Raw genomic sequence first — 25,962 nt, 5'->3', positions numbered from 1 at the left:
ATGTTTCAAACAACTGTTTGACCGCTATAAAAATTCAACGCGGTTGTTCATTCCCGGTTACATCAGCAGAGGTTTATCGCTATGCCTGACTACAAGGCCCCCTTGCGTGATATTCGCTTCGTACGTGACGAGCTGCTCGGTTATGAGGCGCACTATCAGAGCCTCCCGGCTTGCCAGGACGCCACTCCAGACATGGTTGACGCCATTCTCGAGGAAGGTGCGAAGTTTTGTGAGCAGGTGCTGGCTCCGCTGAACCGTGTGGGCGACCTGGAAGGTTGCACCTGGAGTGAAACCGGCGTTAAGACCCCGACCGGCTTCAAAGAAGCCTACAAGCAGTTCGTCGAAGGTGGCTGGCCAAGCCTGGCCCATGACGTCGAGCATGGCGGTCAGGGCCTGCCTGAATCCCTGGGCCTGGCGGTCAGTGAAATGGTCGGCGAAGCCAACTGGTCGTGGGGCATGTACCCGGGCCTGTCCCATGGCGCGATGAACACCATCTCCGAACACGGCACGCCTGAGCAGCAAGAGGCTTACCTGACCAAGCTGGTATCCGGCGAATGGACCGGCACCATGTGCCTGACCGAGCCGCACTGCGGTACCGACCTGGGCATGCTGCGTACCAAGGCCGAACCTCAGGCTGATGGTTCCTACAAAGTCACCGGCACCAAGATCTTCATCTCCGCCGGTGAACACGACATGGCCGACAACATCGTCCATATCGTCCTGGCTCGCCTGCCGGATGCGCCGGCTGGCACCAAAGGTATCTCGCTGTTCATCGTGCCCAAGTTCCTGCCTAACGCCGATGGCTCTGTTGGCCAGCGCAACGCAGTGAGCTGCGGTTCCCTGGAACACAAGATGGGTATCCACGGCAACGCCACCTGCGTGATGAACTTCGACGCGGCCACCGGTTTCCTCATCGGCCCGGCGAACAAGGGCCTGAACTGCATGTTCACCTTCATGAACACTGCTCGTCTGGGTACTGCCCTGCAGGGCCTGGCCCACGCCGAGATCGGTTTCCAGGGCGGCCTGAAATACGCTCGCGATCGCCTGCAGATGCGCTCCCTGACTGGCCCGAAAGCGCCGGACAAGGCCGCTGACCCGATCATCGTGCACCCTGATGTACGTCGCATGCTGCTGACCATGAAGGCGTTCGCCGAAGGCAACCGCGCCATGGTCTACTTCACTGCCAAGCAGGTCGACATCGTCAAGTACGGTGTGGACGAAGAAGAGAAGAAAAAGGCCGACGCCCTGCTGGCGTTCATGACTCCGATCGCCAAGGCGTTCATGACCGAAGTCGGCTTCGAATCCGCCAACCACGGTGTGCAGATCTACGGTGGCCATGGTTTCATCGCCGAGTGGGGCATGGAGCAGAACGTTCGCGACAGCCGCATCTCGATGCTGTACGAAGGCACCACCGGCATCCAGGCCCTGGACCTGCTGGGCCGTAAAGTGCTGATGACTCAAGGCGAGGCCCTTAAAGGCTTCACCAAGATCGTCCACAAGTTCTGCCAGAACAACGAAGGCAACGAAGCGGTCAAAGAGTTCGTCGCACCGCTGGCAGCACTGAACAAGGAATGGGGCGAACTGACCATGAAAGTGGGCATGGCCGCCATGAAGGACCGTGAAGAAGTCGGTGCTGCTTCGGTGGATTACCTGATGTATTCCGGTTATGCCTGCCTGGCCTACTTCTGGGCTGACATGGCGCGTCTGGCGGCTGAGAAGCTGGCAGCCGGCACCACCGAGGAAGCCTTCTACACCGCCAAGCTGCAGACTGCGCGTTTCTACTTCCAGCGCATCCTGCCGCGGACCCGCACTCACGTTGCAACCATGCTGTCGGGTGCCAACAACCTGATGGACATGAAAGAAGAAGACTTCGGCCTGGCTTACTAAGCCTTAGCGGATGTCATGCAAAAAGCCGCTGGCCCCTCGGGGCCAGCGGCTTTTTTGTAGCTGCAGAATCTTGGTGAAAATTCCCGACTAAATCGCTAAGCAGATACGATTGCCTGCCGTTAAAGAGATGGCAATGTGATGTCTGTCACACTGCATGTGCTTAACTTCTGCAAATAGAGGCACAATGCCATCTATTGGTCAGCCGGGTCGGAGTTTTACCCTTGCCGCGTTCTTCCGCTGTACGTTTCAGTCATTTTCTACCGTCTTTACTGCTTTTGCTTGCTGGGCTGGCGGCCGCCTACGTCAAGGACCTCAACGTCTTCTTCACTTCACTGTTCAACGTGCTGCCAACCCTGGTGCTGTTGCTCGGTGGAGCCTATTGCGCGGTGTACCGTCGCCAGCGCGAACTGTTCCTGATGGTCACGGTGTACATCGCCTACTTCCTGCTGGACACCCAGACCGACTTCTACCGGGATAACGGTAGGGTCCGCGAGGATGCGGCGGTGGTGTTCCACCTCTGCTGCCTATTGCTGCCTTTGCTGTTCGGCCTGTTCGCCGCCTGGCAGGAGCGCACTCACCTGTTCCAGGACATGGTGGCGCGTTTCGCCGTGTTGCTGGCCTTTGGCAGTGTGGCCCTGGGGCTTGAGCAGAGTTATCCACAGGCGTTGCTGAACTGGCTGGCGGAAATTCGCTGGCCAGCCCTGCATGGCAGCTGGATGAGCCTGATCCAGCTGTCCTATCCGGTGTTCTTTGCTGCCTTCCTGCTGTTGGCCATCCAGTACTGGCGTAGCCCGCGGCCGTTGCACGCCGCGCAGTTGGTGGGGCTGCTCGGGCTGTTCTGGATGCTGCCCAAGACCTTCATCCTGCCGTTCACCCTGAACATCATGTGCAGCCAGGTGATGCTGATGATCGCCGCAGCGGTCGCTCACGAGGCGTACCAGATGGCGTTCCGTGACGAGTTGACCGGCTTGCCTGGGCGTCGAGCCCTGAATGAGCGCATGCAGCGGCTGGGCCGCAACTATGTGCTGGCCATGACTGACGTCGATCACTTCAAGAAATTCAACGACACCCATGGCCATGACGTGGGTGACCAGGTGCTGCGCCTGGTGGCCAGCAAACTCTCGAAAGTCACCGGTGGCGGTCGGGCCTATCGCTACGGTGGGGAAGAGTTTGCGGTGGTGTTTGCCGGCAAGAGCATGGACGAGTGCATGCCGCACCTGGAGATGATTCGCGAGGTCATCGCCACCTACAACATTCAACTGCGCAACCAGGACAACCGTCCTCAGGACGATCAGCAAGGCCGCCAGCGGCGCGGGGTTGCTGCGGCTTCCAGTGTTTCGGTCACCATCAGCATCGGGGTTGCCGAGCGCCTGATGGAGCACCGTACGCCCGAGGAAGTACTCAAGGCCGCCGACCAGGCGCTCTACAGCGCCAAGGGCGCAGGGCGTAACTGTGTGGTGGCATTCGGACAGAACCGTCGCGGCGCAGTGCGCATGGATACGGCTGCGGGTTGAGTGATGATGGCGCATTCAGCGCCTGCACAGTCATTGGCAGGTCGAGGGCGGCAGCAGTAGGTTGATTTGATCTGCTGCCGGAGGAATCACCATGCCCGAGTATCAAGCCCCCCTGCGCGACATGCGCTTTCTGATCGACCACGTCTTTGACTTCCATGCCGGTTACGCGGCCCTTGGGGCTACCGATGCCAGCCCGGACATGGTCAGCGCGATCCTCGAGGAAGGGGCCAGGTTCTGTGAAAACGTCCTGGCCCCGCTGAACCGCTCCGGTGATGAGGAGGGCTGTCATTTCGACAATGGCGTGGTGACCACCCCCAGGGGGTTCAAGGAAGCCTTCGCCCAATATGTGGAGGGCGGCTGGCATGGGCTGGCCGCCGACCCCGCATACGGCGGCCAGGGGTTGCCTCACTCGCTGGGGCTGGTGATCAGCGAGATGGTGGGGTCCAGCAACACTTCCTGGGGCATGTACCCGGGGCTGACCCACGGCGCCATGTCGGCGATTCATGCCCATGGCACCCGCGAGCAGAAACAGTTGTACCTGAACAAGCTCACCGCCGGGCAATGGACCGGCACCATGTGCCTGACCGAGGCCCATTGCGGTACTGACCTTGGCATCATCAAGACCCGCGCCGTGCCTCAGGCCGATGGCAGCTATGCGCTGTCCGGCAGCAAGATCTTCATCTCTGCCGGTGAGCACGACCTGAGTGAAAACATCATTCACCTGGTCCTGGCCAAGCTGCCGGATGCACCGGCCGGAACCAAGGGCATTTCGCTGTTCATCGTGCCCAAGTTCCTGCCGGACGCGACGGGTGAAGTGGGCGAGCGCAATGGGGTGAGCTGCGGCTCCATTGAGCACAAGATGGGGATCAAGGCGTCAGCCACCTGCGTGCTGAATTTCGACGGCGCCCAGGGCTTCCTGATCGGCGAGGCCAACAAAGGCCTGAACTGCATGTTCACCATGATGAACCACGCACGCCTGGGCACCGGAATGCAGGGGTTGTGCCTGGGTGAAACGAGCTTCCAGGGGGCGATCAAATACGCCAATGAGCGCTTGCAGATGCGCGCTCTGACAGGCCCCAAGGCCCCGGAAAAGACCGCGGACCCGATCATCGTCCACCCCGACGTGCGACGCATGCTGCTGACCATGAAGGCCTTCAACGAGGGCAACCGGGCCTTGGCCTATTTCACCGCCCAGTTGCTGGACGTGGCCCATTTGAGTGATGACCCGGCGCAGCGTCAGGAGGCGGACAACCTGCTGGCATTCCTCACCCCGATCTGCAAGGCGTTCATGACCGAGACCGGGTTGGAAGTCACCAACCATGGCATGCAGGTGTTTGGCGGCCACGGCTTCATCCGCGAGTGGGGCATGGAGCAGTTGGTACGTGATTGCCGCATTGCCCCCATCTATGAGGGCACCAATGGCATCCAGGCCCTGGATCTGCTGGGGCGCAAGGTGCTGGGCAGCCAGGGCAAGCTGCTGCTGGGCTTCACCAAAATCGTGCACAAGTTCTGCGTGGCCAACGCTGAGCATCCGCAGCTTGGGGGCTATATCGCGCAACTTGACGGCTTGAACCGCCAGTGGGGCGAATTGACCACCAAGGTGGGCATGGCGGCGATGAAGAACCCGGATGAAGTGGGGGCTGCCGCCCTGGATTATCTGATGTACAGCGGCTACATCATCCTGGCCTATCTTTGGTTGCGTATGGCCCTGGTGGCTCAGCAGCAGTTGGAGTCCGGGCAGGGCGATGGGGACTTCACCAAGGCCAAGCTGGCCACCTGCGAGTTCTACTTCAAGCGCTTGCTGCCCCGCACCGGCGCTCATCTGGCGGCGATTGAGTCTGGCAGTGATTGCTTGATGAAGCTGCCGGCCCAGTTGTTCGCGCTGTGACCTTGAGTTGCCCTGAATAAAGCCTGCTGCTGCGGGCTTTATCCTGCTGGCATTTGTCTATGACTAAAAATAACAAAAAAGTCACTAGTTGACCCTATGTGTCTTAAAAGTTGTTCGGGTACACTCGGGTTTTCGTAAATGGGCCTGTTTCGGCCCACTTGTCTTCGATCTTGCGAGGTTTGCCATGGCTGACTACAAAGCCCCCCTGCGCGATATGCGCTTCGTCCTCAATGAAGTGTTCGAGGTCGCCAAACTCTGGGCCCAGTTGCCGGCTTTGGCTGAAACCGTAGATGCCGAGACAGTCGAGGCCATTCTCGAAGAGGCAGGCAAGGTCACTGCCAGAAGCATCGCACCCTTGAGCCGCAGCGCCGACGAAGAAGGTTGCCACTGGAACAATACCGAGGTGACCACCCCGCAAGGTTTTCCACAGGCCTACCAGACCTACGCCGAGGGTGGCTGGGTTGGCGTGGGAGGCGATCCGGAGTTCGGTGGCATGGGCATGCCCAAGGCGGTGTCCGCCCAGGTCGAGGAAATGGTCAACTCCGCAAGCCTGGCATTCGGCCTGTATCCGATGCTGACCGCTGGTGCCTGTCTGTCGATCAATGCGCATGCCAGCGAAGAACTGAAAGCCGCGTACCTGCCGAACATGTATGCCGGTGTCTGGGCCGGCTCCATGTGCCTGACCGAGCCCCATGCCGGTACCGACCTGGGGATTATCCGCACCAAGGCCGAGCCTCAGGCGGATGGTGCCTATGCCATCAGCGGGACCAAGATTTTCATCACCGGCGGTGAGCACGACCTGACGGAAAACATCATTCACCTGGTGCTGGCCAAACTGCCGGATGCCCCGGCCGGCCCGAAGGGCATTTCCCTGTTCCTGGTACCCAAGTTCATGGTCAACACCGATGGCAGCCTGGGGGCGCGCAACCCGGTGAGCTGTGGTTCGATCGAGCACAAGATGGGAATCCAGGCTTCGGCCACCTGCGTGATGAACTTCGATCAGGCCATTGGTTACCTGGTGGGTGAGCCGAACAAAGGCTTGGCGGCCATGTTTACCATGATGAACTACGAGCGCCTGGGGGTCGGTATCCAGGGCCTGGCGACTGGTGAGCGCTCTTACCAGAACGCGGTGGAATATGCCCGTGATCGCCTGCAAAGCCGTTCGCCTACCGGTCCGCAAGCCAAGGACAAGGTCGCCGATCCGATCATCGTGCACCCGGATGTACGGCGCATGCTGCTGACCATGAAGGCTGCCAACGAAGGTGGCCGCGCATTCTCGACTTACGTGGCGATGCAACTGGATACCGCCAAGTTCAGCGAAGACGCCCAGACCCGCAAACGCGCGGAAAGCCTGGTGGCACTGTTGACACCCGTGGCCAAGGCATTCCTCACCGATCTGGGGTTGGAAACCACGGTTCATGGCCAACAGATCTTTGGCGGCCACGGCTACATCCGCGAATGGGGCCAGGAGCAATTGGTTCGCGACGTGCGGATCACCCAGATCTACGAAGGCACCAACGGCATTCAGGCGCTGGACCTGGTGGGCCGCAAGATCGTCGGCAGCGGCGGAGCGTTCTATACCTTGTTCGCCGATGAGATTCGCCACTTCACCGCCACCGCCGATGAGCAACTGGCGGAGTTCACTCGCCCCTTGAATGCGGCGTTGGACAACCTGGATGAGTTGACGGCATGGCTGCTGGATCGGGCAGTCAGCAACCCCAACGAAATAGGCGCGGCCTCGGTGGAGTACCTGCAGGTGTTCGGCTACACCGCCTATGCCTATATGTGGGCGTTGATGGCGAAGGCCGCCTTGGGCAAGGAGCAGGAAGAGGATTTCTATGCCAGCAAGCTGGGCACTGCACGTTTCTACTTTGCCCGTTTGTTGCCGCGGATCCATTCGTTGACCGCGTCGGTCAAGGCAGGTAGCGAGTCCCTGTTCCTGCTGCAGGCTGAGCAGTTCTGACGTGTAAGTAATCTCTTACATGACGTGCTGCAGATCGCCCATATCGGCAGATGACGGCTGGAGCTAATCTACTTCACATGGACGTCGCGCAGGAAGCGCAAAGCAACAACACGGACACGTAGGATTCCGCCAGGATGGTGGAGTGAAAAGGATGTCAGGGAAACAGTCTGCAAAGCCCCGCTTCGGCGGGGTTTTCTTTTGCCCGGATTTTTTGTTGCTGTGGTTTCAACCCAGCACTTCCACCACTCCGACACCGCCCAGGCGCCCGTCCTGAGCGTTCATCGAATCCTCCAGTAGCGCACGCAGCAATTCCAGTGTCCCTTGCTGACGCTGCAGATCACGACAGACCAACCCCACCTTCAACGGCACCCTGGGCTCACTCAGAGGTTTCCACAGCAGTTCCTTGTTGCCGTGCTGCTGTTGTGACCGCCCCGGCAGCACAGTGGCCAGCTGTGTATGGGGCAGGCTGTCGAGAATGCCGGCCATGTTGTTCAACTCCGCCTGGACTTGTGGGCGTCTCCCCAGATTGGCCAGTTGTGCCTGCCAGATCTGGCGGATCTGAAACTCCTCACCCAACAGCAGCATGGGCAACTCTGCCGCCTGGCTCATGGACACTTTCTTGAACTCACGCAGTGGGTGTTGCTCGGGAATGACCAGCGTCAACTCGTCTTCGTACAGCGGTACACCGTGCAGCCCTGGCTGGCGGGGCGGCAGGTAGCTGATGCCGATGTCCAGCGAGCCATTGAGCAAGCGCCGCTCGATCTCCAATCCAGTCAGCTCGTAGATCTGTACCACCAGATGCGGCTGGGCCTTGCGCACCCGTTCGAGCATCTGTGGCACCAGGCTGGTGTGCACCGTTTGCAGCACGCCAATGGCCAGGGTGTGCAGGGCCTGGCCCTTGAAGTTGCGCAGGGCTTCACGGGCCTGTTGCAGGCCGTCGAGCAGGGGCAGGGCATGGTTGTACAGGGTGTGGGCGGCGAGGGTCGGCAGCAGGCGCTTGCTGCTGCGCTCGAACAGGCTGACGTCGAGGTTCTGCTCCAACTGGCGGATCTGCTGGGAGAGCGCCGGTTGTGAGATCGACAGGCGTTCTGCAGCACGCCCCACATGGCCTTCTTCATACACCGCGACGAAATAACGCAGTTGCTTAAAATCCATAAGTATTTCTTATCGAAAAAGCTTAAAAAACGAAATGGCCCGAAGCCCCGGAGAGGCCTAGTCTAGCGCCTATTCACTAGGCTTACAGGGCCACGAAGGGCGATGAATACCGTTTATGTCGATGGTGTTTACATAGGCAAGGCAAAAAATATCGGTCAGGGTCTGCTGAACGATACCGACAAGCACTCGGTTGCCAACCGTCTCTGGTTGTGGCCACAGGGCCTGGGTAGCGACGAGCATGGCGATCCTCGCTTTCACACCGGCCCTGAACGAGCGCTGCACCATTATCCTGCCGAACATTACAGGCACTGGCGTAAACGTTATCCGCAGTTCGACTGGGGCGCGCCGGCCTTCGCGGAAAACCTTTCGACTCATGGCCTGACCGAAGAACAGGTCTGCCTGGGAGACATGTTCCGCTGGGGTGGGGCGTTACTGCAGATCAGCCAGCCTCGTTCACCCTGCTACCGCCTGAGCCAGCGCTGGGGCTTGATCAATCTGCCTCGGCAGGCCCAGGAAAATGGTCGCTGTGGCTGGTTCTATCGGGTGCTCAAGCCCGGCTTCGTGCAGGCGGACGAACCCTTCGAGCTGATCCAGCGCAGCTACCCCGAACTGACAGTGGCCAGTGCCTTGCACTACTTCTTCCAGGAGCCACTGGAGCCTGCCGGGCTGCAGAAACTCATAGACTGTCCGGCGCTGTCTTCGCGCTGGCGTGACATTGCCATCAAGCGTCTGCGCACTGGCTGCGTCGAGGACTGGTCAGCGCGCTTGCTGGGCTTGCCCCTGGAGGGCCTGCGAGCATGAATCTGTTCGGTTTGCGCCGTACCTCTCCGAGTCTGGAGGACCTGGCCGTCGAGCCGGGTGCGTCCATCCCGGACACTTCCCTCTCCAGCGAGTGCCTGATGCCCAGTGTGCAGCGTCCTCAGCCGGTATTCGTCCGCGGCCAGGGTTCCTGGCTGTGGGACAGTGACGACCGCACCTACCTGGACTTCACCCAGGCCGGTGCCGCCAACAGCCTGGGCCACAGCCCTTCGGCGCTGGTCAATGCAATTGCCGCCCAGGCCCAGTCGCTGATCAACCCCGGTTCGGGCTTCTACAACCGCGGCATGCTCAAGCTTGCCGATCGCTTGTGCCGCAGCACTGGCAGTGATCAGGCTTACCTGCTGAGCAGCGGCAGTGAAGCCTGCGAGGCGGCGATCAAGCTGGCACGCAAGTGGGGGCAACTGCATCGCGGCGGCGCCGCAGGCATCATCACCGCCAGCCGAAGCTGCCATGGCCGAGGTTTTGCCGCGCTGTCGGCGGCCGGCGTGGGGGCTTCGGGCAACCGCTTCGAACCGCAATTGCCGGGTTTCAGCCAGGTGCCATTCAATGACTTGCCGGCCCTGCATGCCGCGGTGGACGCGCAAACAGTGGCGATCATGCTCGAGCCGATCCAGAGCGAAGCCGGAGTCATTCCGGCCACCGAGCATTACCTCAAGGGAGTCGAGCGTCTGTGCCGTGAGCTGGGCATTCTGCTGATCCTCGATGAGGTCCAGACCGGCGCTGGCCGCTGTGGCACCCTGCTGGCCGAGCAGTTGTATGGCATACGCGCCGATATCATCAGTCTGGGCAAGGGACTGGGCGGTGGCGTGCCCCTGGCGGCCTTGCTGGCACGAGGCAAGGCTTGCTGCTTCGAACACGGCGAACTGGACGGCACCCATCACGGCAACGCCCTGATGACCTCGGCCGGCCTGGCAGTGCTGGACAGCCTGCAAGAGCACGGTTTCATGCAGCAGGTGCGGACTAGCGGTCAATACCTGGGGCAGGGGCTGAATCGCCTGGCGGTTCGTTATGACCTGGGCGAGGTTCGTGGCCATGGGCTGCTCTGGGGCATGTCCCTGACAGGCGACTCGGCAGAAGCCGTGGTCAAGGCCGCGTTGCAGGAGGGGCTGTTGCTCAGTGCCCCGCAAGCGGACTGCCTGCGCTTCACTCCGGCACTGACGGTCAGCAAGGGCAATATCGACGAGATGCTCCTGCGCCTGGCCCGGGCCTTCTCCCGGGTGCGCACGGCGCAATTGCACTGTCGCAAAGGAGTATCCGTCTAATGCGCGTGCTGATCCTGCAGCACTCCTGCGCAGCCGGCCCGGGCCGGATCAACCAGTGGTTGCTGGAGCGGGCGAGTGCCGTGCATATCTGCCATCTCTATGCCCAGGCACGGTTGCCGCGGCTCGACAGCTTCGACTTGCTGATCGTCCTGGGGGGGCCCATGAGCGTGCATGACGAGGTTCAGGCTCCCTGGCTGGCGGCGGAAAAACGCCTGCTGCGCAAGGCGTTGTCCGCAGGCAAGCGGGTGCTGGGCATTGGCCTGGGAGGCCAACTCCTGGCGCAGGCTCTGGGGGCTCAGGTGCGCCCTAGCGCTGTCAGGGAAATTGGCTGGTGGCCGGTGGAGAAATACCCCCATGCCCAGGATTCGCCCCTCGGGCTGGCGCTGCCGGAACGCCTGATGGCCTTTCATTGGCATGGTGAGAGTTTCGACCTGCCCAAGGGGGCGCTGCCCCTCTATCGTTCTGCAGCCTGCGCTCACCAGGGCTTCATCTGGCAGGAGCGGGCCATTGGCCTGCAATGCCTGTTGCAGAGCGACCTGCAGAGCATCGAGGCGCTCTTGCAGAGCCGCCCCAGCGACTGGCTGAACGCCGAGCACAGCGCCAAGCCGGACAGCGTCGAGGACCAACAGGCGATTCTTGCCGGGATCCCTCATTGCAGCGGCCTGGCGCCGACCCTATTCCGAGTCCTGGATTATCTGTCAGGGCCACATCCGACCTTACGTTGACTGAATTACTGAACCGTCTCGCGGTATAACGCGTCGCCCCGTGTCCGATTTTTCGCACGGGGCGTTTTTTTGTCTCGGTCTTTTTCAGAACCCCACTTTGACCTTGAAAGCGTCGCCGATTACAGGCTCGTTGTACTCATCGGCAAGACCACCATGCGCCGCTTCGACGAGGCTTGCATCGCCGCTGTTCCCGCGCAGGTTCCCGCAGAACAGATCAAGCAGCTGCGGTGACGCAATCAGGTCAGCCAGCCGGTGTTTGCGCGTTATCTGAATACCAGCGCGTCCAGGGTGAAGAAGTGGGAGACCGGTGAAAAGCACCCCAGCGGCATGGCGCTCAAGCTGTTGAGCATCGTGCAGAAGCACGGTATCGAGATGCTCGCCTGAGACTTGGCAGGAGAGCTGGAGGTGAGGGCGCAGGCGCAATCGGTCTGAACCCTGGCCTGGGCCCAGGGTCGATTGCAGGTAAGGCTCGCCCGAGCCGCTGACCCTCAGGAGCTGCCCATGGACTTGATCCGTATTATTTTCGCCATCCTCTTGCCGCCCTTGGGGGTCTTTCTGCAAGTAGGCTTCGGCGGCGCCTTCTGGCTGAATATCCTCTTGACCCTGTGCGGCTACATCCCCGGTATCGTGCACGCGGTATACATCATCGCCAAGCGCTGATCCCCAGACTTGCCCGTTCCGATGGAGCGGGCAAGGCGCTGCTCAGTGCTGCCCCTGCAGTACCTTGCAATAGAACCGCCATTCCTGCTCCAGCGCGTGGGCCTGATTGCTGGCCTTGCGAAAACCATGACGCTCATCCGGGTAGTAATGGGCCTCGGCGGCTATGCCCTGGCCCTGCAGTGCCTTGAGCATGTCGCGGGTTTGCTCGGGCACCACCACGGCGTCCAGTTCGCCCTGGAAAAACACCACCGGCACGCTGATCTTGTCCGCGTGCAGCAGCGGGGTACGGGCCTGGTAGCGTGCGTTGTCCTGTTCCGGATCGCCGATCAGCCAGTCCAGGTAGTCACCTTCGAACTTGTGGGTGGCGCGTGCCAGGGCTACCGGCTCGCTGACCCCATACAGACTGGCGCCGGCGCAGAAGACCTTGGCGAACGCCAGGGCGCAGAGGGTGGTGTAGCCTCCGGCGCTGCCGCCGCGGATGAACGCCTGCTGCGGGTCGATCAGCCCTTGCTGGTCCAGGTAGGCCACCACCGCGCAGGCGTCCTCCACGTCCACTTCGCCCCAACGCAGGTGCAGGGCCTGGCGATAGGCGCGGCCGTACCCACTGCTGCCGCGGTAGTTCAGGTCGGCCACGGCAAAGCCGCGCTGGGTCCAGAACTGGATGCGCGGGTCGAGCATCGGGTAGCAGGCGGACGTCGGGCCACCGTGGATGAACACCACCAGAGGCGGCCGGCTGACACCGTTCATGGCCGGGTAGAAGAAACCGTGAGCCTGGCCTTCTCCACTGGGGTAGCACAGGGTTTGTGGCCGGCTGATGCGCTCTGCCGGCAGAGGCGCGACCCCGCCCGCCAGTACCTGAACCTGATGTGTATCGCGGGCGATGGCGATCACTGCAGAGGGGCTGATGGGCGACGCAGCGATGCAATACAGGTGCTGCTCATCCAGCGCCAGGCTGCGAAAACGACTGTAGCCGCCGCTGAAGTCCTGTCGTGAACCGGCGCTCTGGTGCAGCCCCAGGCGTCCAAAACCGTGTTCGGTCCAGGTGCCCAGCCAGGCATCTTCACCAAGGGGGATCCAGGTACAGCCACCCAGTTGCCAGGGCGCCGGAGCATGGTCGGCAGCTGCGCTTGGTAATGGACGCAAGCCATGGTCGGCCTCGGCCCAGGGTTGCCAGAAGCCCTGGCGATCACTGAGGCAGTAGAGCTGGCCGTGCTGATCGAATCGCGGTTGTTGCAGGGACTCCAGTTCACCTTCTCCGGCCACGCAGCGAGGGTCGCCCCAGGTTCCGTTGGCCAGGCGTTCGGCAAGCATCAGGCGGGTGCAGGTCCAGGGTTGATGGGGGCGGTCCCACTCGATCCAGGCCAGGCGCTGGCCATTGGGGCTCAGGGTTGGGGCAGCGTAGAAGTCTGCTCCAGCGGCGAGCAGGTGTTGGCGCCCGCTTTCAATGTCGATGCTGACCAGTCGATGTTGCTTGGCATGCTCTTCGACTGCCAATACCTGATCGCCATGACTGTGCAGGTCACCGTAACGGCATTCGCCCTGGGTCAGGGCCTTGGGTGCGCCGCCCGCCAGGGCTTGCCGATACAGCTGTTGGTCTGATTCGTTGACGAACACCAGCACCTCGCCACTGAGGCAGAAGGCACCACCACCGTATTCATAGACCCGGCTGCGAGCGCTGAAGCCTGGCGGCGTCAGGCAATGGGCCTGCCCCTCCCGCCAGTGCCAGATCCGGCAGCTGGCGTCGGTGGGACGGTACTCATTCCAGAGCAGGCCATGGGCGGTCAGTTGCAGTTCGGCAAAGTCGACCCCGGCAGCGGTGGCCAGGCTGGCGCTGAAGGGCTCAGCCCTTGGCGATGAGGCGGGAGTTTCGTTCATTGCGAAAGGCCAGTTGCTCGATGGTTTGGGTAGCGGTTTCGGACGCTTCGCGGGCTTGGAGAATTATCCCGTGGTGCTCCGATTTGCTGCACACCGGGTCGGCATTGCTGGCGTCCCCCGTGAGCATGAAGGCCTGGCAGCGGCAGCCACCGAAGTCCTTTTCCTTCTCGTCGCAGGAGCGGCAGGGCTCCGGCATCCAGTCGTACCCGCGAAAGCGGTTGAAGCCGAAGGAGTCGTACCAGATGTGCTGCATGCTGTGGTCGCGCACATTGGGAAACTGCACCGGCATCTGCCGCGCGCCATGACAGGGCAGGGCGGTGCCGTCCGGGGTCACGGTGAGGAAGATGCTGCCCCAGCCGTTCATGCAGGCCTTGGGACGTTCCTCGTAGTAGTCCGGGGTGACGAAGATCAGCTTGCAAGGATGTCCCTGGGCTTCCAGCTTGGCACGGTATTCATTGGTGATGCGTTCGGCGCGGAGCAGTTGCTCGCGGGTCGGCAGCAGGCCGACGCGGTTGAGCTGGGCCCAGCCGTAGAACTGGCAGGTGGCGAGTTCGACGAAGTCGGCTTCCAGGGCGATGCACAGTTCGATGATGCGGTCGATCTTGTCGATGTTGTGCCGGTGGGTGACGAAGTTCAGCACCATCGGGTAGCCGTGGGCCTTGACCGCGCGGGCCATCTCCAGCTTCTGGGCGAAGGCTTTTTTCGAGCCGGCCAGCAGGTTGTTCACCTGCTCGTCACTGGCCTGGAAGCTGATCTGGATGTGGTCCAGGCCGGCTTTCTTGAAGTCGCTGATCTTCTGTTCGGTCAGGCCGATGCCGGAGGTGATCAGGTTGGTGTAGAACCCCAGCTTGCGTGCCTCGCCGATCAGCTCGGCGAGGTCCTGGCGCACCAGCGGCTCGCCGCCGGAGAAGCCCAGCTGCGCGGCGCCCATCTCCCGGGCTTCGCGAAATACCTTGATCCACTGCTCGGTGCTCAACTCCTTGCCCTGCTGGGCAAAATCCAGGGGATTGGAGCAGTAGGGGCATTGCAGTGGGCAGCGATAGGTCAGCTCGGCCAGCAGCCACAGCGGCAGGCCGATTTCCGGCTTGCCGGGCACGGCGGCGGGCTCAGCCGAGTTCGATCCAGTGTTGAGCACGGGCGACCTCCATGAACTGCTCGATGTCATCGCCAAGCTCGGGCACCCCGGGGAACTGGACCTCCAGCTCGGCAATGATCGCCGCCACGTCGCGCTCGCCGTCGATCAGGCCACCAATCAGTGCAGCGCTGTCATTGAGCTTGATCATGCCCTCCGGGTACAGCAACACGTGGCCCTTTTGCGCCGGCTCGTACTGGAAGCGATAGCCGGGGCGCCAGCGTGGGGTTTTGCTGCGGTCGAAATTCATAGGCTGATCCCCTTATGCCAGACCCGCTGGTCGGTGACGCTGTGATAGGGCGGGCGGTTCAATTCATAGGCCATGCTCATGGCGTCGAGCATGCTCCAAAGGATATCCAGTTTGAACTGCAGAATCTCCAGCATGCGCTCCTGGCCGGCGCGGGTGGTGTAGTGCTGCAGGGTGATCGCCAGGCCGTGTTCCACATCTCGCCGGGCCTGGCCCAGCCGGGTGCGGAAGTACTCGTAGCCGGTCGGGTCGATCCAGGGGTAGTGCTGGGGCCAGCTGTCCAGGCGCGACTGGTGGATCTGCGGGGCGAACAGTTCGGTCAAGGAGCTGCTGGCGGCCTCCTGCCAACTGGCCCGGCGGGCGAAATTGACGTAGGCATCTACCGCAAAGCGCACGCCGGGCAGCACCAGTTCTTGGGAGCGCAGTTGGTCCGGGTCCAGGCCCACGGCCTGGCCCAGGCGCAGCCAGGCCTCGATGCCGCCGTCTTCCCCGGGGGCGCCGTCATGGTCCAGCAGGCGCTGGATCCACTCACGACGGATTTCCCGGTCAGGACAGTTGGCGAGGATCGCCGCGTCCTTCATGGGGATGTTCACCTGGTAGTAGAAGCGATTGGCGACCCAGCCCTGGATCTGCTCGCGGCTCGCCCGGCCTTCATACATCGCCACGTGATAGGGGTGATGGATGTGGTAGTAGGCGCCTTTGGCGCGCAGTGCCTGCTCGAATTCGGCAGGCGACATGGGGGTGTCGGTCATGTTGATTCTCCGGGTGTTTCGGCCGCTTTGCGGGCAAACCCGCTCCTGCGCATAGGGTCCCAAGGCTCTGGTCGAGCTTGTAGTCGATTGGTCCTACAGCTCAATACTCATTCCGTCGTAAGCCACTTCCACCTTTCGGCGTACCAGTTCGGCACGTTCGGCGGAGTCTTCGTCAAGGATCGGGTTGGTGTTGTTGATGTGGATCAGCACCTTGCGCTGGCGGGGCAGTTGCTCCAGTACTTCGAGCATGCCGCCGGGGCCGTTCTGGGCCAGGTGGCCCATTTCCCGGCCGGTGCGGGTGCCGACACCGCGGCGCTGCATCTCGTCGTCTTCCCACAGGGTGCCGTCCAGCAGCAGGCAATCGCTGGCAGACATGATTTCCAGCAGAGGACCCTCTACCTTGCCCAGCCCTGGGGCGTAGAAGAGTTTGCCGCCGCTGCGCAGGTCCTCGACGATCAGGCCGATGTTGTCTCCCGGGTGAGGATCGAAGCGGTGGGGCGAATAAGGAGGGGCCGCGCTGCGCAGGGGCAAGGGAGTGAAGCGCAGGTTGGGGCAGGCAGGAACGGTGAAGCTCTGGTCGAGCTCGATGCGGTTCCAGTTCAGGCCGCCGTTCCAGTGGCTGAGCATCTTGAACAGGGGAAAGCCGGTGCTCAGGTCTTCATGGACCATGTCGGTGCACCAGACCTGATGCGGGCAACCTTCGCGCAGGCTGAGCAGGCCGGTGGTGTGATCGATCTGGCTGTCCATGAGGATGATGGCGCCGATCCCGGTGTCCCGCAGCGCACGGCCCGGCTGCATGGGGGCGAAGCTCTGGAGCTGGGCACGGATGTCCGGGGAGGCGTTGCACAGCACCCAGTTCACCCCGTCATCGGAAATCGCGATGGACGATTGAGTGCGCGCCTGGGCCCGCAGGCTGCCGTCGCGAAACCCTGCGCAGTTTACGCAGTTGCAGTTCCACTGCGGAAAACCACCGCCGGCGGCGGAACCTAGAATCTGGACGAACATGAATGCTCCCTGGATGAGGACTGGAAAAAAAGATGGAGAACTGAAAATAAAAACGCCCCGGACGGGCCGAGGCGTTGCGCTGCGTTTCTGGCCAGAGGCAGAAATTAGCGGCTGGCGAAGTACATGGTGACTTCGAAGCCGATACGCAGGTCGGTGTAAGCCGGTTTGGACCAAGTCATAAAAGTGCTCCTATGGGGTGGATGGGACGATTGTTGCCTATACATATAGTCCACCTCCAGCGGGAGATGTTCAGATGCTTAGGGGGCTATCTTACTAAATTCCTGCTGCAGGTTGCCCGCAATTCTGAAGAAAGCTCATTGCAGCGCGGGTAATGATCATTCTGCCACTTGCCAGGGCGAACCCGGGCAGGGCCCGTTGGCCCAGGCCCTCCAGCCTCCGCTCGCTTCCTTGAGGTGCTCGGCGGCCTGGGCCGTGCCCTCAGGCGTGAGCGCGTCGATGCAGGTCTGCAACTGCTGCAGGCAATCCGACGGATGGCCGGCCAGCTTTGCCTGCCATAGCAGTTCCATGGCATGGAGCAGGGGCAGCGTTGTTGGTTCGAACTGGCGCGCCAGAGCCGTCCGCTGTTCGTTCCAGGCCGGTTCGCTGAGCGACATGATCCCCTCAGGCAGACGCTGGAGGAACTCTTCGAGGTGCTGGAGTAGGTGCGTGGCGTTGGCGTTGGGAGATTGCACGCCGAACAGCAGGCCGGTCTGGCCATTACGCTGGCGCACTGCACTGAATACCGCATAGCCCAACTGCAACTCGACTCGCAGCCGTTGATAGAACGGTGTCTGGCAGACCTGCCCCAGCATGCGCCAGGCCGCTTCATCGGCAAGGTCGGCACCCGGTGTCGGGCAGAACAGCAGCAACCCATGTTCGCCGGGCTCTCCAGGCAAGCAGTGCCACTGGTACCGACCTTCAGGCGCTGCCGGCTGGCAGAGGGTGGTATCCGCCGTACCGGGCATTTGATGCAGCGCCCGGCTGAGGGCTTCTTGTGTACTGGCCGGCAATGCCAAAGCCAGCCCATCCCAGCGGGCAGCGGCCCACAGTGCTTGCAGTGCCTGCGGGCCCTGCGCTGATGGGCCGCTGGGCAGGGGTTGCTCGCTGAATATCTTCAGCAACTGACGGATCGGCATCAACGGTGCTTGGTCGGTGGTCGCCTCGTTCTGCAGCCAGAATGATTCGGTGGGATGGCTGAGGGTCTTCAAGGCTTGCTGCAGCACGGCAGGCAGAGGGGCGTGCAGGCCGCTCAGTGTCAGCAGCCAGTCTGGTCCTGCCGTCGAGAAACCCAGTTCCACCCCGGCTTGGCGAGCATCAATGCGCAACGGCTCCAGACTGCGATCCAGGCGCGCGTGGAGGCCGGCCGGTGCGGGCGAGGCCAGGCGCCAGCGCAACCTCAGTGCCGCCTCGGCACTCTCGCTTGGCAGCGCCTGGCTGAAGCTCAAGGCCGACGGTTCTCGCCTCCCCCGGGAACGGTCCTGGGCAAAGGTACGCAGTCCCCGATGAGCGCTGGTCTGGCCGCGAATCAATCCCGCTCGCGGTGCTTCGGTGGTCGGGCGCAGGAACGGGTTGGGCGGGGGCAGGCGCCAGTCGCTGCTGAAGTTGTCCACCGCCTGGGGCTGCAGTTGCCCGAGCACTTGCTTGAGGGCAACCAGCCCCAGCTCATCCAGTTCGCCGACGATTTGCCGGCAGTCTCGTTGCGCCAGCTCCAGGGCGCTGCTGGACTGGCTCCGGCGTTGTTGCAGCAAGGCATATTCTTCCTGCAACTGTGGCCAATCGGCCTGGGCGCTGAAGAACCCCAGCCATTCCATCAGCAGCGCCTGGGTCTGAGCCGCTGCTGTCGGTTTTTCTGTGCAAAGGCCGAGCTCCAGGTGCAGCAGGGCTTGTCCGGCAAACTGGTACAGCGGCGTCGCTTTCAGGCTATGGGCCAGGTGACGTTGCTGCAGTTCGGCGAGCAGTCCGCCGGGTTTGGCCGATTGCAGCCAGGTACAGAGAAAGTCCAGTGCGGCAGCTGCGCCCTCGGGTAGCTGTTCAAGGGCAAACAGCAGATCTTGGCGCTGTGCGCCGAGTTGTTGATAAGTCGTGGTGGAGGATGTCAGCAACGCGGGTGGGCGACTCTGCGCAATACGCTGCCCACTGGGTAACTCCACGGCGCAGCGCTCGGCCAGGGCCCGAAGCTCTTCCAGGGGCTGTGGCCCGGCGAGGCTCAGGGTCATCTGCCCGGTCTGGTAGAAAGCCCGATAAAACTGCTGCAGGGCGTGCTGGAAAGCACTGTTGGGCAGGTTCAGGCTGTAGCGGTTGCCCGCGTGAAAGGCCCGCAGGGGATGGGCCGCAGACAAGCCGTCATACAGTGCGAACTGACGTTGCGCCGCCCCATCCCGGGACCAGGCGATGAACTCCGCGTGCAGGACTTCCCGTTCCCGTCGCTGATCTTCCAGGCTCAGGCGCGGCCGGCCGAGCATGTCGCCCAGGCGCTCGAGGGCACCGGCAAACGCTGCGACCGGCAGCTCGAAAAAGAACTCGGTACTGCGCTCGCAGGTCTTGGCGTTCAGTTGCCCACCCTGGGCGCGGACATAGGTCATCAGTCCCTGATCGGCGGGAAAGCGCTCGGTACCGAGAAACAGCAAGTGTTCCAGGAAGTGCGCCAGGCCCGGCCAGGCCAGCGGCACATCGTGACTGCCGGCAGCCACACGCAGGGCCGCCGCGCAGCGTTTCAAATGGGGAGCATGACGCAAGGACACCTGCAGGCCGTTGGCCAGGGTTTCCAGGTGGGGCAGAGGGTGGTTCAGCGCGGGCATGAGCACTTCCAGAACAGAGAAGCGCTCATGCTAGCGGATATCCCTGGATCAGCGCTTGTTCAGGTCGTCGTAAAGCTCGGGACGGCGATCGGCAAGATAGCGGTTGAGCGCTCGGGACTCGGCCATCAACTGTCGGTCCAGGGTGCCGATGATCAAAGCCTCGTCGAGCCCGGCCAGGGCAATCCGGCTACCGTCAGGGGCGGCGATGCTGCTTTGCCCGCAGTAGCGGATCTGCTCTTCATGGCCACAGTAGTTGGCATAGGCCACGTAGCACTGGTTCTCGAAGGCCCGGGCGCGAATCGTCACGTCGGCGACGAAGTCGTAGGGCACCATATTGGCGGTCGGCACCAGAATCAGCTCGGCACCCGCCAGGGCCAGGCGACGCGCATTTTCCGGGAACTCGATATCGTAGCAGATCAGGAAGCCGAGCGTCCAGCCGTCCAGTTCCACGAGGGTGAAATCATCGTCGCCGGCACTGAACATCGAGTGGTCGAGGTCGCCGAACAGATGGGTCTTGCGGTAGTTGCACAGGCGCTGGCCATGGGCATCGATCAATTGCACGGCGTTGTAGATCTGGCCGTCGGCACTGCGCTCCGGGTAGCCATAGAGAATCGCCGTGCCGGCCGCCTGGGCGATGGCGGCGATGCGCTGGGCCGACGGGCCGTCCTGAGCCTCCGCCAGGGCAGCAACTGCTTCCAGGCCAATGTTGTAGCCGCTGAGGAACATCTCCGGCAGCACCAGCAGATCGGCATCGGTGGCTTCCATGGCCACCTGATGCAGGCGTTGCAGGTTGCCGGCCACATCCAGCGGCCGTGGCGGGCACTGATACAGGGCGACGCGCATGGTCTTCACTCCACTCACTGACAGACCGGCCACTGTAGCCGTTGTCACAGGTTCATACGACATCCCCGCAGAGGGTGCCTGCGGGGACGAGCACCTGCCCGGCCGCCAGTTTCAGTCGGCCAGGGCAATTGGCCCGATCTCGTGGAACACATCCCCCGGGCCCGGGTTCTCGGCATGAGTGGCGCCACCGAAGTGCTTCATGATCCCCCACACCGCGTTCAGCGAGGTCTGCACTGCGCCTTCGACCCAGGCCGGGGTCCAGGACACATCGTCGCCGGCGATGAAGATACCGCGCTGCTCGGTGGGCATGTCGTCCTGCATGAAGTGCGCATACATCCTCTGGTTGTAGCGATAGTGGCCCGGCAGCGCGCCCTTGAAGGCGCCGAGGAAGTGCGGATCGGCCTCCCAGGACACGGTGATCGGGTCGCCGATGATGCGACTGGCGATGTCCACCTTGGGGTAGATCTTCTTCAGCGCGTCCAATGCCAGTTTCACGCGTTTTTCCACCGGCTGCGGAAGCATCTTCAGGGCATCGCTCATCCATGAGTAGGACAGGCAGATCACCCCCGGCTTGTCGTCGCCGTTATCGAACAGGTAGGTACCGCGGGTCAGGCGGTCGGTGAGGGTCATGCTCATCAGATCGCGACCGGTTTCCGGATCCTTGTCCTTCCAGAATGGCCGGTCGACCATGACGAAGGTTTTCGACGACTGCATGTAGCGGGTGCGGTCCAGGGCCATCCACATCTTCTGCGAGAACAGCGACTCCTCGCATTCAATCTGGGTGGTCAACAGCCAGCTCTGGCAGGTGGTCAGTACCGCTGCGTATTCCCGGGTATCGCCCCAGTTGTCGGTGACGCTGAAACGGCCGTCGGCAGCCCGGGCAATGCGCTTGACCCCGGTGCGCGGCGCGCCGTGGTGCAGCGAGCTGAGGCTGGTGCCGGCCGGCCAGTGAGCGCAGCGCTCGGGGACGTGGCGCCAGATGCCCAGGGGCACCTGCTCGACGCCGCCCACCACCAGGTGCTGGTGATCGTCACAGTTGGTCATCACCACGCGGAAGATTTCCAGCATCGAGTTGGGGAAGTCCGAGTCCCAGCCACCGGTGCCGAAGCCCACCTGCCCGAACACTTCACGATGGTGGAACGACAGCTTGGCGAAGGCCTTCGAAGTGGCGACGAAGTCGTAGAAGGTGCGGTCGTCCCACAGCGGCACCAGGGTGTTCCACAGCTCCTTGAGGCGCGGCACGTCGCGGTCGCGGATTGCCTGCTGGATCTCGCTGAAGCGTGAGCCATCTTCCAGGGCGTCGGCCCAGGCGTCGGCGACTTCCTGGAACAGTGCCGGCAGGTCGGCGAGCTTCTGGGCGTAGTGGGTCTGGCCTTCGAGGTCGATGACCGTGCTGCCCGAGGCCGGGGTCAGCGGGTTGGGAAAGGGCTTGGTCTGCAGGCCGAGCTTGTCGACGTAGTGGTAGAAGGCCGTGGATGACACTGGAAAGCGCATGCCACCCAGCTCGGCGATGATCCCTTCGGCGCCTTCGAAGGCCTGGGAGCGCAGGCGGCCGCCCATTTTCGATGCTTCGTAGACCACCGGCTTGAGGCCCAGCTTCATCAGCTCGTAGGCCGCCACCAGCCCGGCGATGCCGGCGCCGACAATTGCCACTTCGGTGCCGTGCTGGGCCTGGGGAATACTGCCCAGGCCGGCGGGATGCTCGATCCAGTCGTCGAAGGCGAAAGGGAAATCCGGGCCGAAGATGGTGATCGGCTTCTTACCGTCTGCAGGATGGCGATTGTTCTTGTTCATGGCTGACCTTGGCGGGCGGCTCAGCAGTGTGCTGAGTATAGGAAAAGATGGCAGCCATTTTAGAGAGGGTAAAACACGTTAATAAGACGCAAACTGTCGTCGTTATGCATTGTTATTTATCTATATGACGAACCATCATCGCAAAACGACGAGTTCATCTTGGCTATGCCGGTGCGAGTGCGCCGGGACTGCCTCACAGCGCATGGCCGCGATCGATCTTGCTGCTGAGGATGATCGAGGTGGTGGTCTTTTCCACGCCATCGACGCTGCCGATCTGGTCCAGCAATTGGTCCAGTTGCTCTGGCGAGTCGGTGCGCAGCCAGGCCACGTAGTCGAATTCGCCACTGACCGCGCACAACTGCTGGACCTGGGCCATGCCGCTCAAGCGACGCAGGACTTCCTTGCCGGAACGCGGCTGGACCTTGATGCCGACATACGCCTGCAAGCCGCCATCGACCACGCGCTGGCCCAGGCGCACGCCGTAGCCGGTGATCACCCGGGTTTTCTCCAGGCGTGCCAGGCGCGAGGTCACGGTGGTGCGGGCGATACCCAATTGCCGGGCCAGCATCGCCACGCTTTCGCGGGCGTTGATCTGCAGCGCGGCGATCAATTGACGGTCGACTTCGTCAAGAACGGGAGGGCGGCTATCGGACAAGGTGGGCTCCAGCACGGCTATCGAGAGCGCCCATGTTACAGCCTCGCTGTCGGTCCCGGGCGGTGACGAGTGCTGCGCCTGCGTGCAAACGCAGGAATTTTTTTGAAACAAATGGCCTGCGGTAGATTGTCATAAGTAACTGGTTAGTACATTCTCGCGGACTGGTTTTACAGATGGCAGAGGTATTCACGATGAGACACACAGGGGCTGCCGCCGGCAGCAAAGGGTTGCTTGCGGGGTTGGGTATCCTGATTGCCCTGATCGGGTTGGGCCTGGCCGGAGGCGGGGGTTACCTCGTCAGCCTGGGGGGCAGTGCCTATTTCCTGCTGATGGGCCTGGCGATGCTGGTTTCCGGGTTGCTGATTGCGCGTCGCAATCCGCGTGGTGCCTGGCTGTACGGCGTGGCCCTGGTGCTGACCGCGCTCTGGGCCGTCTGGGACGCGGGCCTGGAGTATTGGCCGCTGGTTTCGCGGGTGCTGACCTTCGCCGTGATTGGCCTGGTGGTGGCGCTGGCCTATCCGACCCTGGTGCGGGCTTCCGGCGCCCGTGCCGGGCGGGGTGCCTATGCTGTGGCGGGATTGCTGGGAGTCGGCGTTGTGGCGACCTTCGGCTACATGTTCGTACCGACTCACGTGGTCTCGGCTGATCAGGTGCCGGCGATCCAGCCAGTGGCTCCAGGTACTGAACAAAAAGATTGGGCCCACTGGGGTAACACCACGGCGGGTAACCGTTTCGCCGCACTGGACCAGATCAACAAGGGCAATATCGATCAATTGCAGGTGGCCTGGACTTTCCGTACCGGCGACTTGCCTGAAAGCAACGGGGCCGGCGCCGAAGACCAGAACACACCGCTGCAGATCGGCAACACGGTCTACACCTGTACTGCCTACGGCAAGGTGTTCGCCCTGGACGCCGACACCGGCACCGAGCGCTGGAGGTTCGACCCCAAAGGCTCCGCGCCAAACTGGCAGCGCTGCCGTGGCCTGGGCTATTTCGAGGTTTCCACCACGTCGGCTGCCGAGTCTGCCTCTACACCTGCTGCCTGCAGCAAGCGGCTGTTCTTGCCCACCGGTGATGCACGGCTGATTGCCATCAACGCAGAAACCGGCAAACCCTGTGAGGACTTCGGTGACAAGGGCACGGTCGACCTGAAGACCGACATGGGCGAGATCAAGCCGGGTTACTACCAGCAAACCTCCACGCCGCTGGTGGCCGGCACCCTGGTGATCGTAGGCGGCCGAGTGGCGGACAACTTCTCCACCGGGGAGCCACCGGGCGTGGTGCGGGCCTTCGACGTGCACAGCGGCGAGCTGAAGTGGGCCTGGGACCCGGGCAACCCGACAACCACCAAGCGTCCACCGGCAGGTGAAACCTATACCCGCGGCACGCCAAACGTCTGGTCGGCAATGTCCTATGACGCCAAGCTGGGCCTGGTGTACCTGCCGACCGGCAACGCCACCCCGGACTTCTTCGGCGGCCAGCGCACCGAGTTCGATGACCAATGGAACTCCTCCATCGTCGCCCTCGACGTCAAGACCGGCCAGGTGCGCTGGCATTTCCAGACGACCCACCACGACCTCTGGGACTTCGACCTGCCGGCCCAGCCGCTGCTGTACGACATTCCGGATGGCAAGGGCGGAGTGCAACCGGCGCTGGCCCAGGTCACCAAGCAGGGCGAGATCTTCCTGCTCAACCGTGAGACCGGGAAACCCATTGCCCGGGTCGAAGAGCGTCCGGTGCCTCAGGGTAATGTGCCGGGTGAGCGTTATTCGCCAACCCAGCCGTTCTCGGTGGAAATGCCGTCCATCGGCAACCAGACCCTGAGCGAGTCCGACATGTGGGGCGCCACGCCCTTTGACCAGTTGATGTGCCGCATCCAGTTCAAGGGCATGCGCCATGAGGGCGTATACACCCCGCCGGGTCTGGATCATGCGCTGCAGTTCCCGGGATCCCTGGGTGGCATGAACTGGGGCAGCGTGTCGGTGGACCCCACCAGCAACTACATGTTCGTCAACGACATGCGCCTGGGCCTGGCCAACTACATGATCCCCCGGGACCAGATCGCCGCCGGCGCTAGCGGCATCGAAATGGGCGTGGTGCCCCAGGAAGGCACGCCGTTCGGCGCCATGCGCCAGCGCTTCCTCTCGGCGGCGGGCATTCCCTGCCAGAAACCGCCGTTTGGCACGATGTCGGCCATCGACCTGAAGACCCGCAAGCTGGTATGGCAAGTGCCGGTGGGCACCGTGCAGGACACCGGCCCGCTGGGGATCCGCATGCACCTGCCGATCCCGATCGGCATGCCGACCCTGGGCGCTTCCCTGGCCACCCAGTCCGGCCTGCTGTTCTTCGCCGGCACCCAGGATTTCTACCTGCGGGCCTTCGACTCCGGCAACGGCAACGAAATCTGGAAGGCCCGCCTGCCGGTGGGCAGCCAGTCGGGGCCGATGACCTATGTCTCACCCAAGACCGGGCGCCAGTACATTCTGCTCACCGCAGGCGGTGCCCGACAGTCGACCGACCGGGGCGACTACGTGATTGCCTACGCGTTGCCCAAGTAACCGCTGTACGCCGGGCCATGCACAAGCCGCGCATAGCGCGGCTTGTGCATTGATGAGGGGCTGCGGCATCAGGCCTGGGCAACCCTGGCGAAGGCGGCACGCAAGCGCTGCGTGCCCTGTTCGGCGCCGACGCTGATGCGGCCCAGTGCGGCCAGTTAGTCCAGCCCCGACCGATTTTCACCCGCCGCGCGGCCAAGGCGTCGACGAGTTCCTGAGGCGGCGCTTGAGTTCTTTTGAAGGGAGCAACGAGAGGCTGGCGGAGATGATTTAAGGTGGCGGTTTGCCAGATAACAGCCGATGCAGAGGGATCGACAGGCACAAAAAAACCGCGCCAATGCGCGGCTTTGAAGGTGGTGGGCCCACACGGACTTGAACCGTGGACCAAAGGATTATGAGTCCTCTGCTCTAACCAACTGAGCTATAGGCCCTC

The 25,962-nt window shown here is 62.5% G+C and carries 20 protein-coding genes, 1 tRNA gene and 1 pseudogene; 10 read left to right on the top strand and 12 right to left on the bottom strand.

Annotation, left to right across the window (positions count from 1 at the left end; genetic code table 11):
- Positions 1–81: 81 nt before the first annotated feature.
- The 4 genes from ACZ5BO_RS31985 to ACZ5BO_RS31970 all read left to right on the top strand — a co-directional run bounded on the left by ACZ5BO_RS31985 (position 82) and on the right by ACZ5BO_RS31970 (position 7,252).
- Positions 82–1,887: a phenylacyl-CoA dehydrogenase gene (locus ACZ5BO_RS31985; RefSeq protein WP_025131227.1), complete on the top strand. Its 1,806-nt coding sequence runs from the start codon at positions 82–84 to the stop codon at positions 1,885–1,887.
- Positions 1,888–2,108: 221 nt separating this feature from the next.
- Positions 2,109–3,401 (top strand): GGDEF domain-containing protein, encoded by a 1,293-nt coding sequence (locus ACZ5BO_RS31980; RefSeq protein WP_025131228.1) that lies wholly within the window; start codon positions 2,109–2,111, stop codon positions 3,399–3,401.
- 91 nt (positions 3,402–3,492) lie between these two features.
- Entirely contained in the window at positions 3,493–5,289 is a 1,797-nt protein-coding gene (locus ACZ5BO_RS31975; RefSeq protein WP_464697437.1) for an acyl-CoA dehydrogenase C-terminal domain-containing protein, read from the top strand.
- A gap of 184 nt (positions 5,290–5,473) precedes the next feature.
- Positions 5,474–7,252 (top strand): acyl-CoA dehydrogenase C-terminal domain-containing protein, encoded by a 1,779-nt coding sequence (locus ACZ5BO_RS31970; protein WP_025131230.1) that lies wholly within the window; start codon positions 5,474–5,476, stop codon positions 7,250–7,252.
- Positions 7,253–7,477: 225 nt separating this feature from the next.
- On the opposite strand, the gene ACZ5BO_RS31965 is transcribed toward ACZ5BO_RS31970, so the two are convergent.
- The gene (locus ACZ5BO_RS31965) at positions 7,478–8,407 is read right to left on the bottom strand and encodes a LysR family transcriptional regulator (RefSeq protein WP_464697436.1); all 930 of its coding nucleotides are present in this window, start codon (positions 8,405–8,407) and stop codon (positions 7,478–7,480) included.
- A 102-nt stretch (positions 8,408–8,509) separates the two neighbouring features.
- Here ACZ5BO_RS31965 and ACZ5BO_RS31960 point away from each other — a divergent pair, with 102 nt between their 5' ends.
- The 5 genes and pseudogenes from ACZ5BO_RS31960 (at position 8,510) to ACZ5BO_RS31940 (ending at position 11,873) form a co-directional block, all read left to right on the top strand.
- A complete protein-coding gene (locus ACZ5BO_RS31960) occupies positions 8,510–9,208 on the top strand; it encodes an MOSC domain-containing protein (RefSeq protein WP_464697435.1) in 699 nt (232 codons plus the stop codon).
- Positions 9,205–10,488: an aspartate aminotransferase family protein gene (locus tag ACZ5BO_RS31955; RefSeq protein ID WP_464697434.1), complete on the top strand. Its 1,284-nt coding sequence runs from the start codon at positions 9,205–9,207 to the stop codon at positions 10,486–10,488. The genes ACZ5BO_RS31960 and ACZ5BO_RS31955 overlap by 4 nt, the downstream gene beginning before the upstream one ends.
- Positions 10,488–11,213 carry a type 1 glutamine amidotransferase gene (locus ACZ5BO_RS31950; RefSeq protein ID WP_464697433.1) on the top strand — a complete coding sequence of 242 codons (726 nt, stop codon included), beginning with the start codon at positions 10,488–10,490 and terminating at the stop codon, positions 11,211–11,213. Before ACZ5BO_RS31955 ends, ACZ5BO_RS31950 begins: the two co-directional genes overlap by 1 nt.
- 69 nt (positions 11,214–11,282) lie before the next feature.
- Positions 11,283–11,597 (top strand): annotated as a pseudogene (locus ACZ5BO_RS31945) (helix-turn-helix domain-containing protein).
- A 117-nt stretch (positions 11,598–11,714) separates the two neighbouring features.
- Positions 11,715–11,873 (top strand): YqaE/Pmp3 family membrane protein, encoded by a 159-nt coding sequence (locus tag ACZ5BO_RS31940; RefSeq protein ID WP_011063854.1) that lies wholly within the window; start codon positions 11,715–11,717, stop codon positions 11,871–11,873.
- 42 nt (positions 11,874–11,915) lie between these two features.
- Here the strand turns inward: ACZ5BO_RS31940 and ACZ5BO_RS31935 are convergent, their stop codons facing one another.
- The 10 genes from ACZ5BO_RS31935 to ACZ5BO_RS31890 all read right to left on the bottom strand — a co-directional run bounded on the left by ACZ5BO_RS31935 (position 11,916) and on the right by ACZ5BO_RS31890 (position 22,974).
- Positions 11,916–13,748 carry a S9 family peptidase gene (locus ACZ5BO_RS31935; RefSeq protein WP_464697432.1) on the bottom strand — a complete coding sequence of 611 codons (1,833 nt, stop codon included), beginning with the start codon at positions 13,746–13,748 and terminating at the stop codon, positions 11,916–11,918.
- Positions 13,714–14,883 (bottom strand): pyrroloquinoline quinone biosynthesis protein PqqE, encoded by a 1,170-nt coding sequence (pqqE, locus tag ACZ5BO_RS31930; protein WP_051586112.1) that lies wholly within the window; start codon positions 14,881–14,883, stop codon positions 13,714–13,716. Before pqqE ends, ACZ5BO_RS31935 begins: the two co-directional genes overlap by 35 nt.
- Positions 14,855–15,130 carry a pyrroloquinoline quinone biosynthesis peptide chaperone PqqD gene (gene pqqD, locus ACZ5BO_RS31925; protein ID WP_025131237.1) on the bottom strand — a complete coding sequence of 92 codons (276 nt, stop codon included), beginning with the start codon at positions 15,128–15,130 and terminating at the stop codon, positions 14,855–14,857. Before pqqD ends, pqqE begins: the two co-directional genes overlap by 29 nt.
- Complete coding sequence (pqqC, locus tag ACZ5BO_RS31920; protein WP_464697431.1) at positions 15,127–15,879, bottom strand: pyrroloquinoline-quinone synthase PqqC; 753 nt, start codon at positions 15,877–15,879, stop codon at positions 15,127–15,129. Before pqqC ends, pqqD begins: the two co-directional genes overlap by 4 nt.
- A 93-nt stretch (positions 15,880–15,972) precedes the next feature.
- A complete protein-coding gene (gene pqqB, locus ACZ5BO_RS31915) occupies positions 15,973–16,884 on the bottom strand; it encodes a pyrroloquinoline quinone biosynthesis protein PqqB (protein WP_025131239.1) in 912 nt (303 codons plus the stop codon).
- A gap of 104 nt (positions 16,885–16,988) precedes the next feature.
- Entirely contained in the window at positions 16,989–17,063 is a 75-nt protein-coding gene (pqqA, locus tag ACZ5BO_RS31910) for a pyrroloquinoline quinone precursor peptide PqqA (RefSeq protein ID WP_003194766.1), read from the bottom strand.
- A gap of 156 nt (positions 17,064–17,219) precedes the next feature.
- Complete coding sequence (gene pqqF, locus ACZ5BO_RS31905) at positions 17,220–19,682, bottom strand: pyrroloquinoline quinone biosynthesis protein PqqF (protein WP_464697430.1); 2,463 nt, start codon at positions 19,680–19,682, stop codon at positions 17,220–17,222.
- A gap of 48 nt (positions 19,683–19,730) precedes the next feature.
- Positions 19,731–20,525: a carbon-nitrogen hydrolase family protein gene (locus tag ACZ5BO_RS31900; RefSeq protein WP_464697429.1), complete on the bottom strand. Its 795-nt coding sequence runs from the start codon at positions 20,523–20,525 to the stop codon at positions 19,731–19,733.
- A gap of 111 nt (positions 20,526–20,636) precedes the next feature.
- Positions 20,637–22,319: a flavin monoamine oxidase family protein gene (locus ACZ5BO_RS31895; protein WP_464697428.1), complete on the bottom strand. Its 1,683-nt coding sequence runs from the start codon at positions 22,317–22,319 to the stop codon at positions 20,637–20,639.
- Positions 22,320–22,512: 193 nt separating this feature from the next.
- Entirely contained in the window at positions 22,513–22,974 is a 462-nt protein-coding gene (locus ACZ5BO_RS31890; protein ID WP_011063845.1) for an Lrp/AsnC family transcriptional regulator, read from the bottom strand.
- A 191-nt stretch (positions 22,975–23,165) separates the two neighbouring features.
- On the opposite strand from ACZ5BO_RS31890, the gene ACZ5BO_RS31885 reads away from it, so the two are divergent.
- Positions 23,166–25,532: a glucose/quinate/shikimate family membrane-bound PQQ-dependent dehydrogenase gene (locus tag ACZ5BO_RS31885; RefSeq protein WP_464697427.1), complete on the top strand. Its 2,367-nt coding sequence runs from the start codon at positions 23,166–23,168 to the stop codon at positions 25,530–25,532.
- A 351-nt stretch (positions 25,533–25,883) separates the two neighbouring features.
- On the opposite strand, the gene ACZ5BO_RS31880 is transcribed toward ACZ5BO_RS31885, so the two are convergent.
- Positions 25,884–25,960: transfer RNA gene (locus ACZ5BO_RS31880), tRNA-Ile, on the bottom strand.
- Positions 25,961–25,962 lie beyond the last annotated feature (2 nt).

This window comes from Pseudomonas sp. FFPRI_1, from assembly GCF_055384485.1.
Note: the sequence above shows the minus strand (reverse complement) of the source record. Positions and strands in the feature narration are given on the sequence as shown.

Excerpts from the sequence above, each read along its gene's own strand:
- ACZ5BO_RS31985 (WP_025131227.1), top strand. The coding sequence starts at position 82 with ATGCCTGACTACAAGGCCCCCTTGCGTGATATTCGCTTCGTACGTGAC.
- ACZ5BO_RS31975 (WP_464697437.1), top strand. The coding sequence starts at position 3,493 with ATGCCCGAGTATCAAGCCCCCCTGCGCGACATGCGCTTTCTGATCGAC.
- ACZ5BO_RS31970 (WP_025131230.1), top strand. The coding sequence starts at position 5,474 with ATGGCTGACTACAAAGCCCCCCTGCGCGATATGCGCTTCGTCCTCAAT.
- ACZ5BO_RS31965 (WP_464697436.1), bottom strand. The coding sequence starts at position 8,407 with ATGGATTTTAAGCAACTGCGTTATTTCGTCGCGGTGTATGAAGAAGGC.
- ACZ5BO_RS31960 (WP_464697435.1), top strand. The coding sequence starts at position 8,510 with ATGAATACCGTTTATGTCGATGGTGTTTACATAGGCAAGGCAAAAAAT.
- ACZ5BO_RS31955 (WP_464697434.1), top strand. The coding sequence starts at position 9,205 with ATGAATCTGTTCGGTTTGCGCCGTACCTCTCCGAGTCTGGAGGACCTG.
- ACZ5BO_RS31950 (WP_464697433.1), top strand. The coding sequence starts at position 10,488 with ATGCGCGTGCTGATCCTGCAGCACTCCTGCGCAGCCGGCCCGGGCCGG.
- ACZ5BO_RS31940 (WP_011063854.1), top strand. The coding sequence starts at position 11,715 with ATGGACTTGATCCGTATTATTTTCGCCATCCTCTTGCCGCCCTTGGGG.
- ACZ5BO_RS31935 (WP_464697432.1), bottom strand. The coding sequence starts at position 13,748 with ATGAACGAAACTCCCGCCTCATCGCCAAGGGCTGAGCCCTTCAGCGCC.
- pqqD (WP_025131237.1), bottom strand. The coding sequence starts at position 15,130 with ATGAATTTCGACCGCAGCAAAACCCCACGCTGGCGCCCCGGCTATCGC.
- pqqC (WP_464697431.1), bottom strand. The coding sequence starts at position 15,879 with ATGACCGACACCCCCATGTCGCCTGCCGAATTCGAGCAGGCACTGCGC.
- pqqB (WP_025131239.1), bottom strand. The coding sequence starts at position 16,884 with ATGTTCGTCCAGATTCTAGGTTCCGCCGCCGGCGGTGGTTTTCCGCAG.
- pqqF (WP_464697430.1), bottom strand. The coding sequence starts at position 19,682 with ATGCCCGCGCTGAACCACCCTCTGCCCCACCTGGAAACCCTGGCCAAC.
- ACZ5BO_RS31900 (WP_464697429.1), bottom strand. The coding sequence starts at position 20,525 with ATGCGCGTCGCCCTGTATCAGTGCCCGCCACGGCCGCTGGATGTGGCC.
- ACZ5BO_RS31895 (WP_464697428.1), bottom strand. The coding sequence starts at position 22,319 with ATGAACAAGAACAATCGCCATCCTGCAGACGGTAAGAAGCCGATCACC.
- ACZ5BO_RS31885 (WP_464697427.1), top strand. The coding sequence starts at position 23,166 with ATGAGACACACAGGGGCTGCCGCCGGCAGCAAAGGGTTGCTTGCGGGG.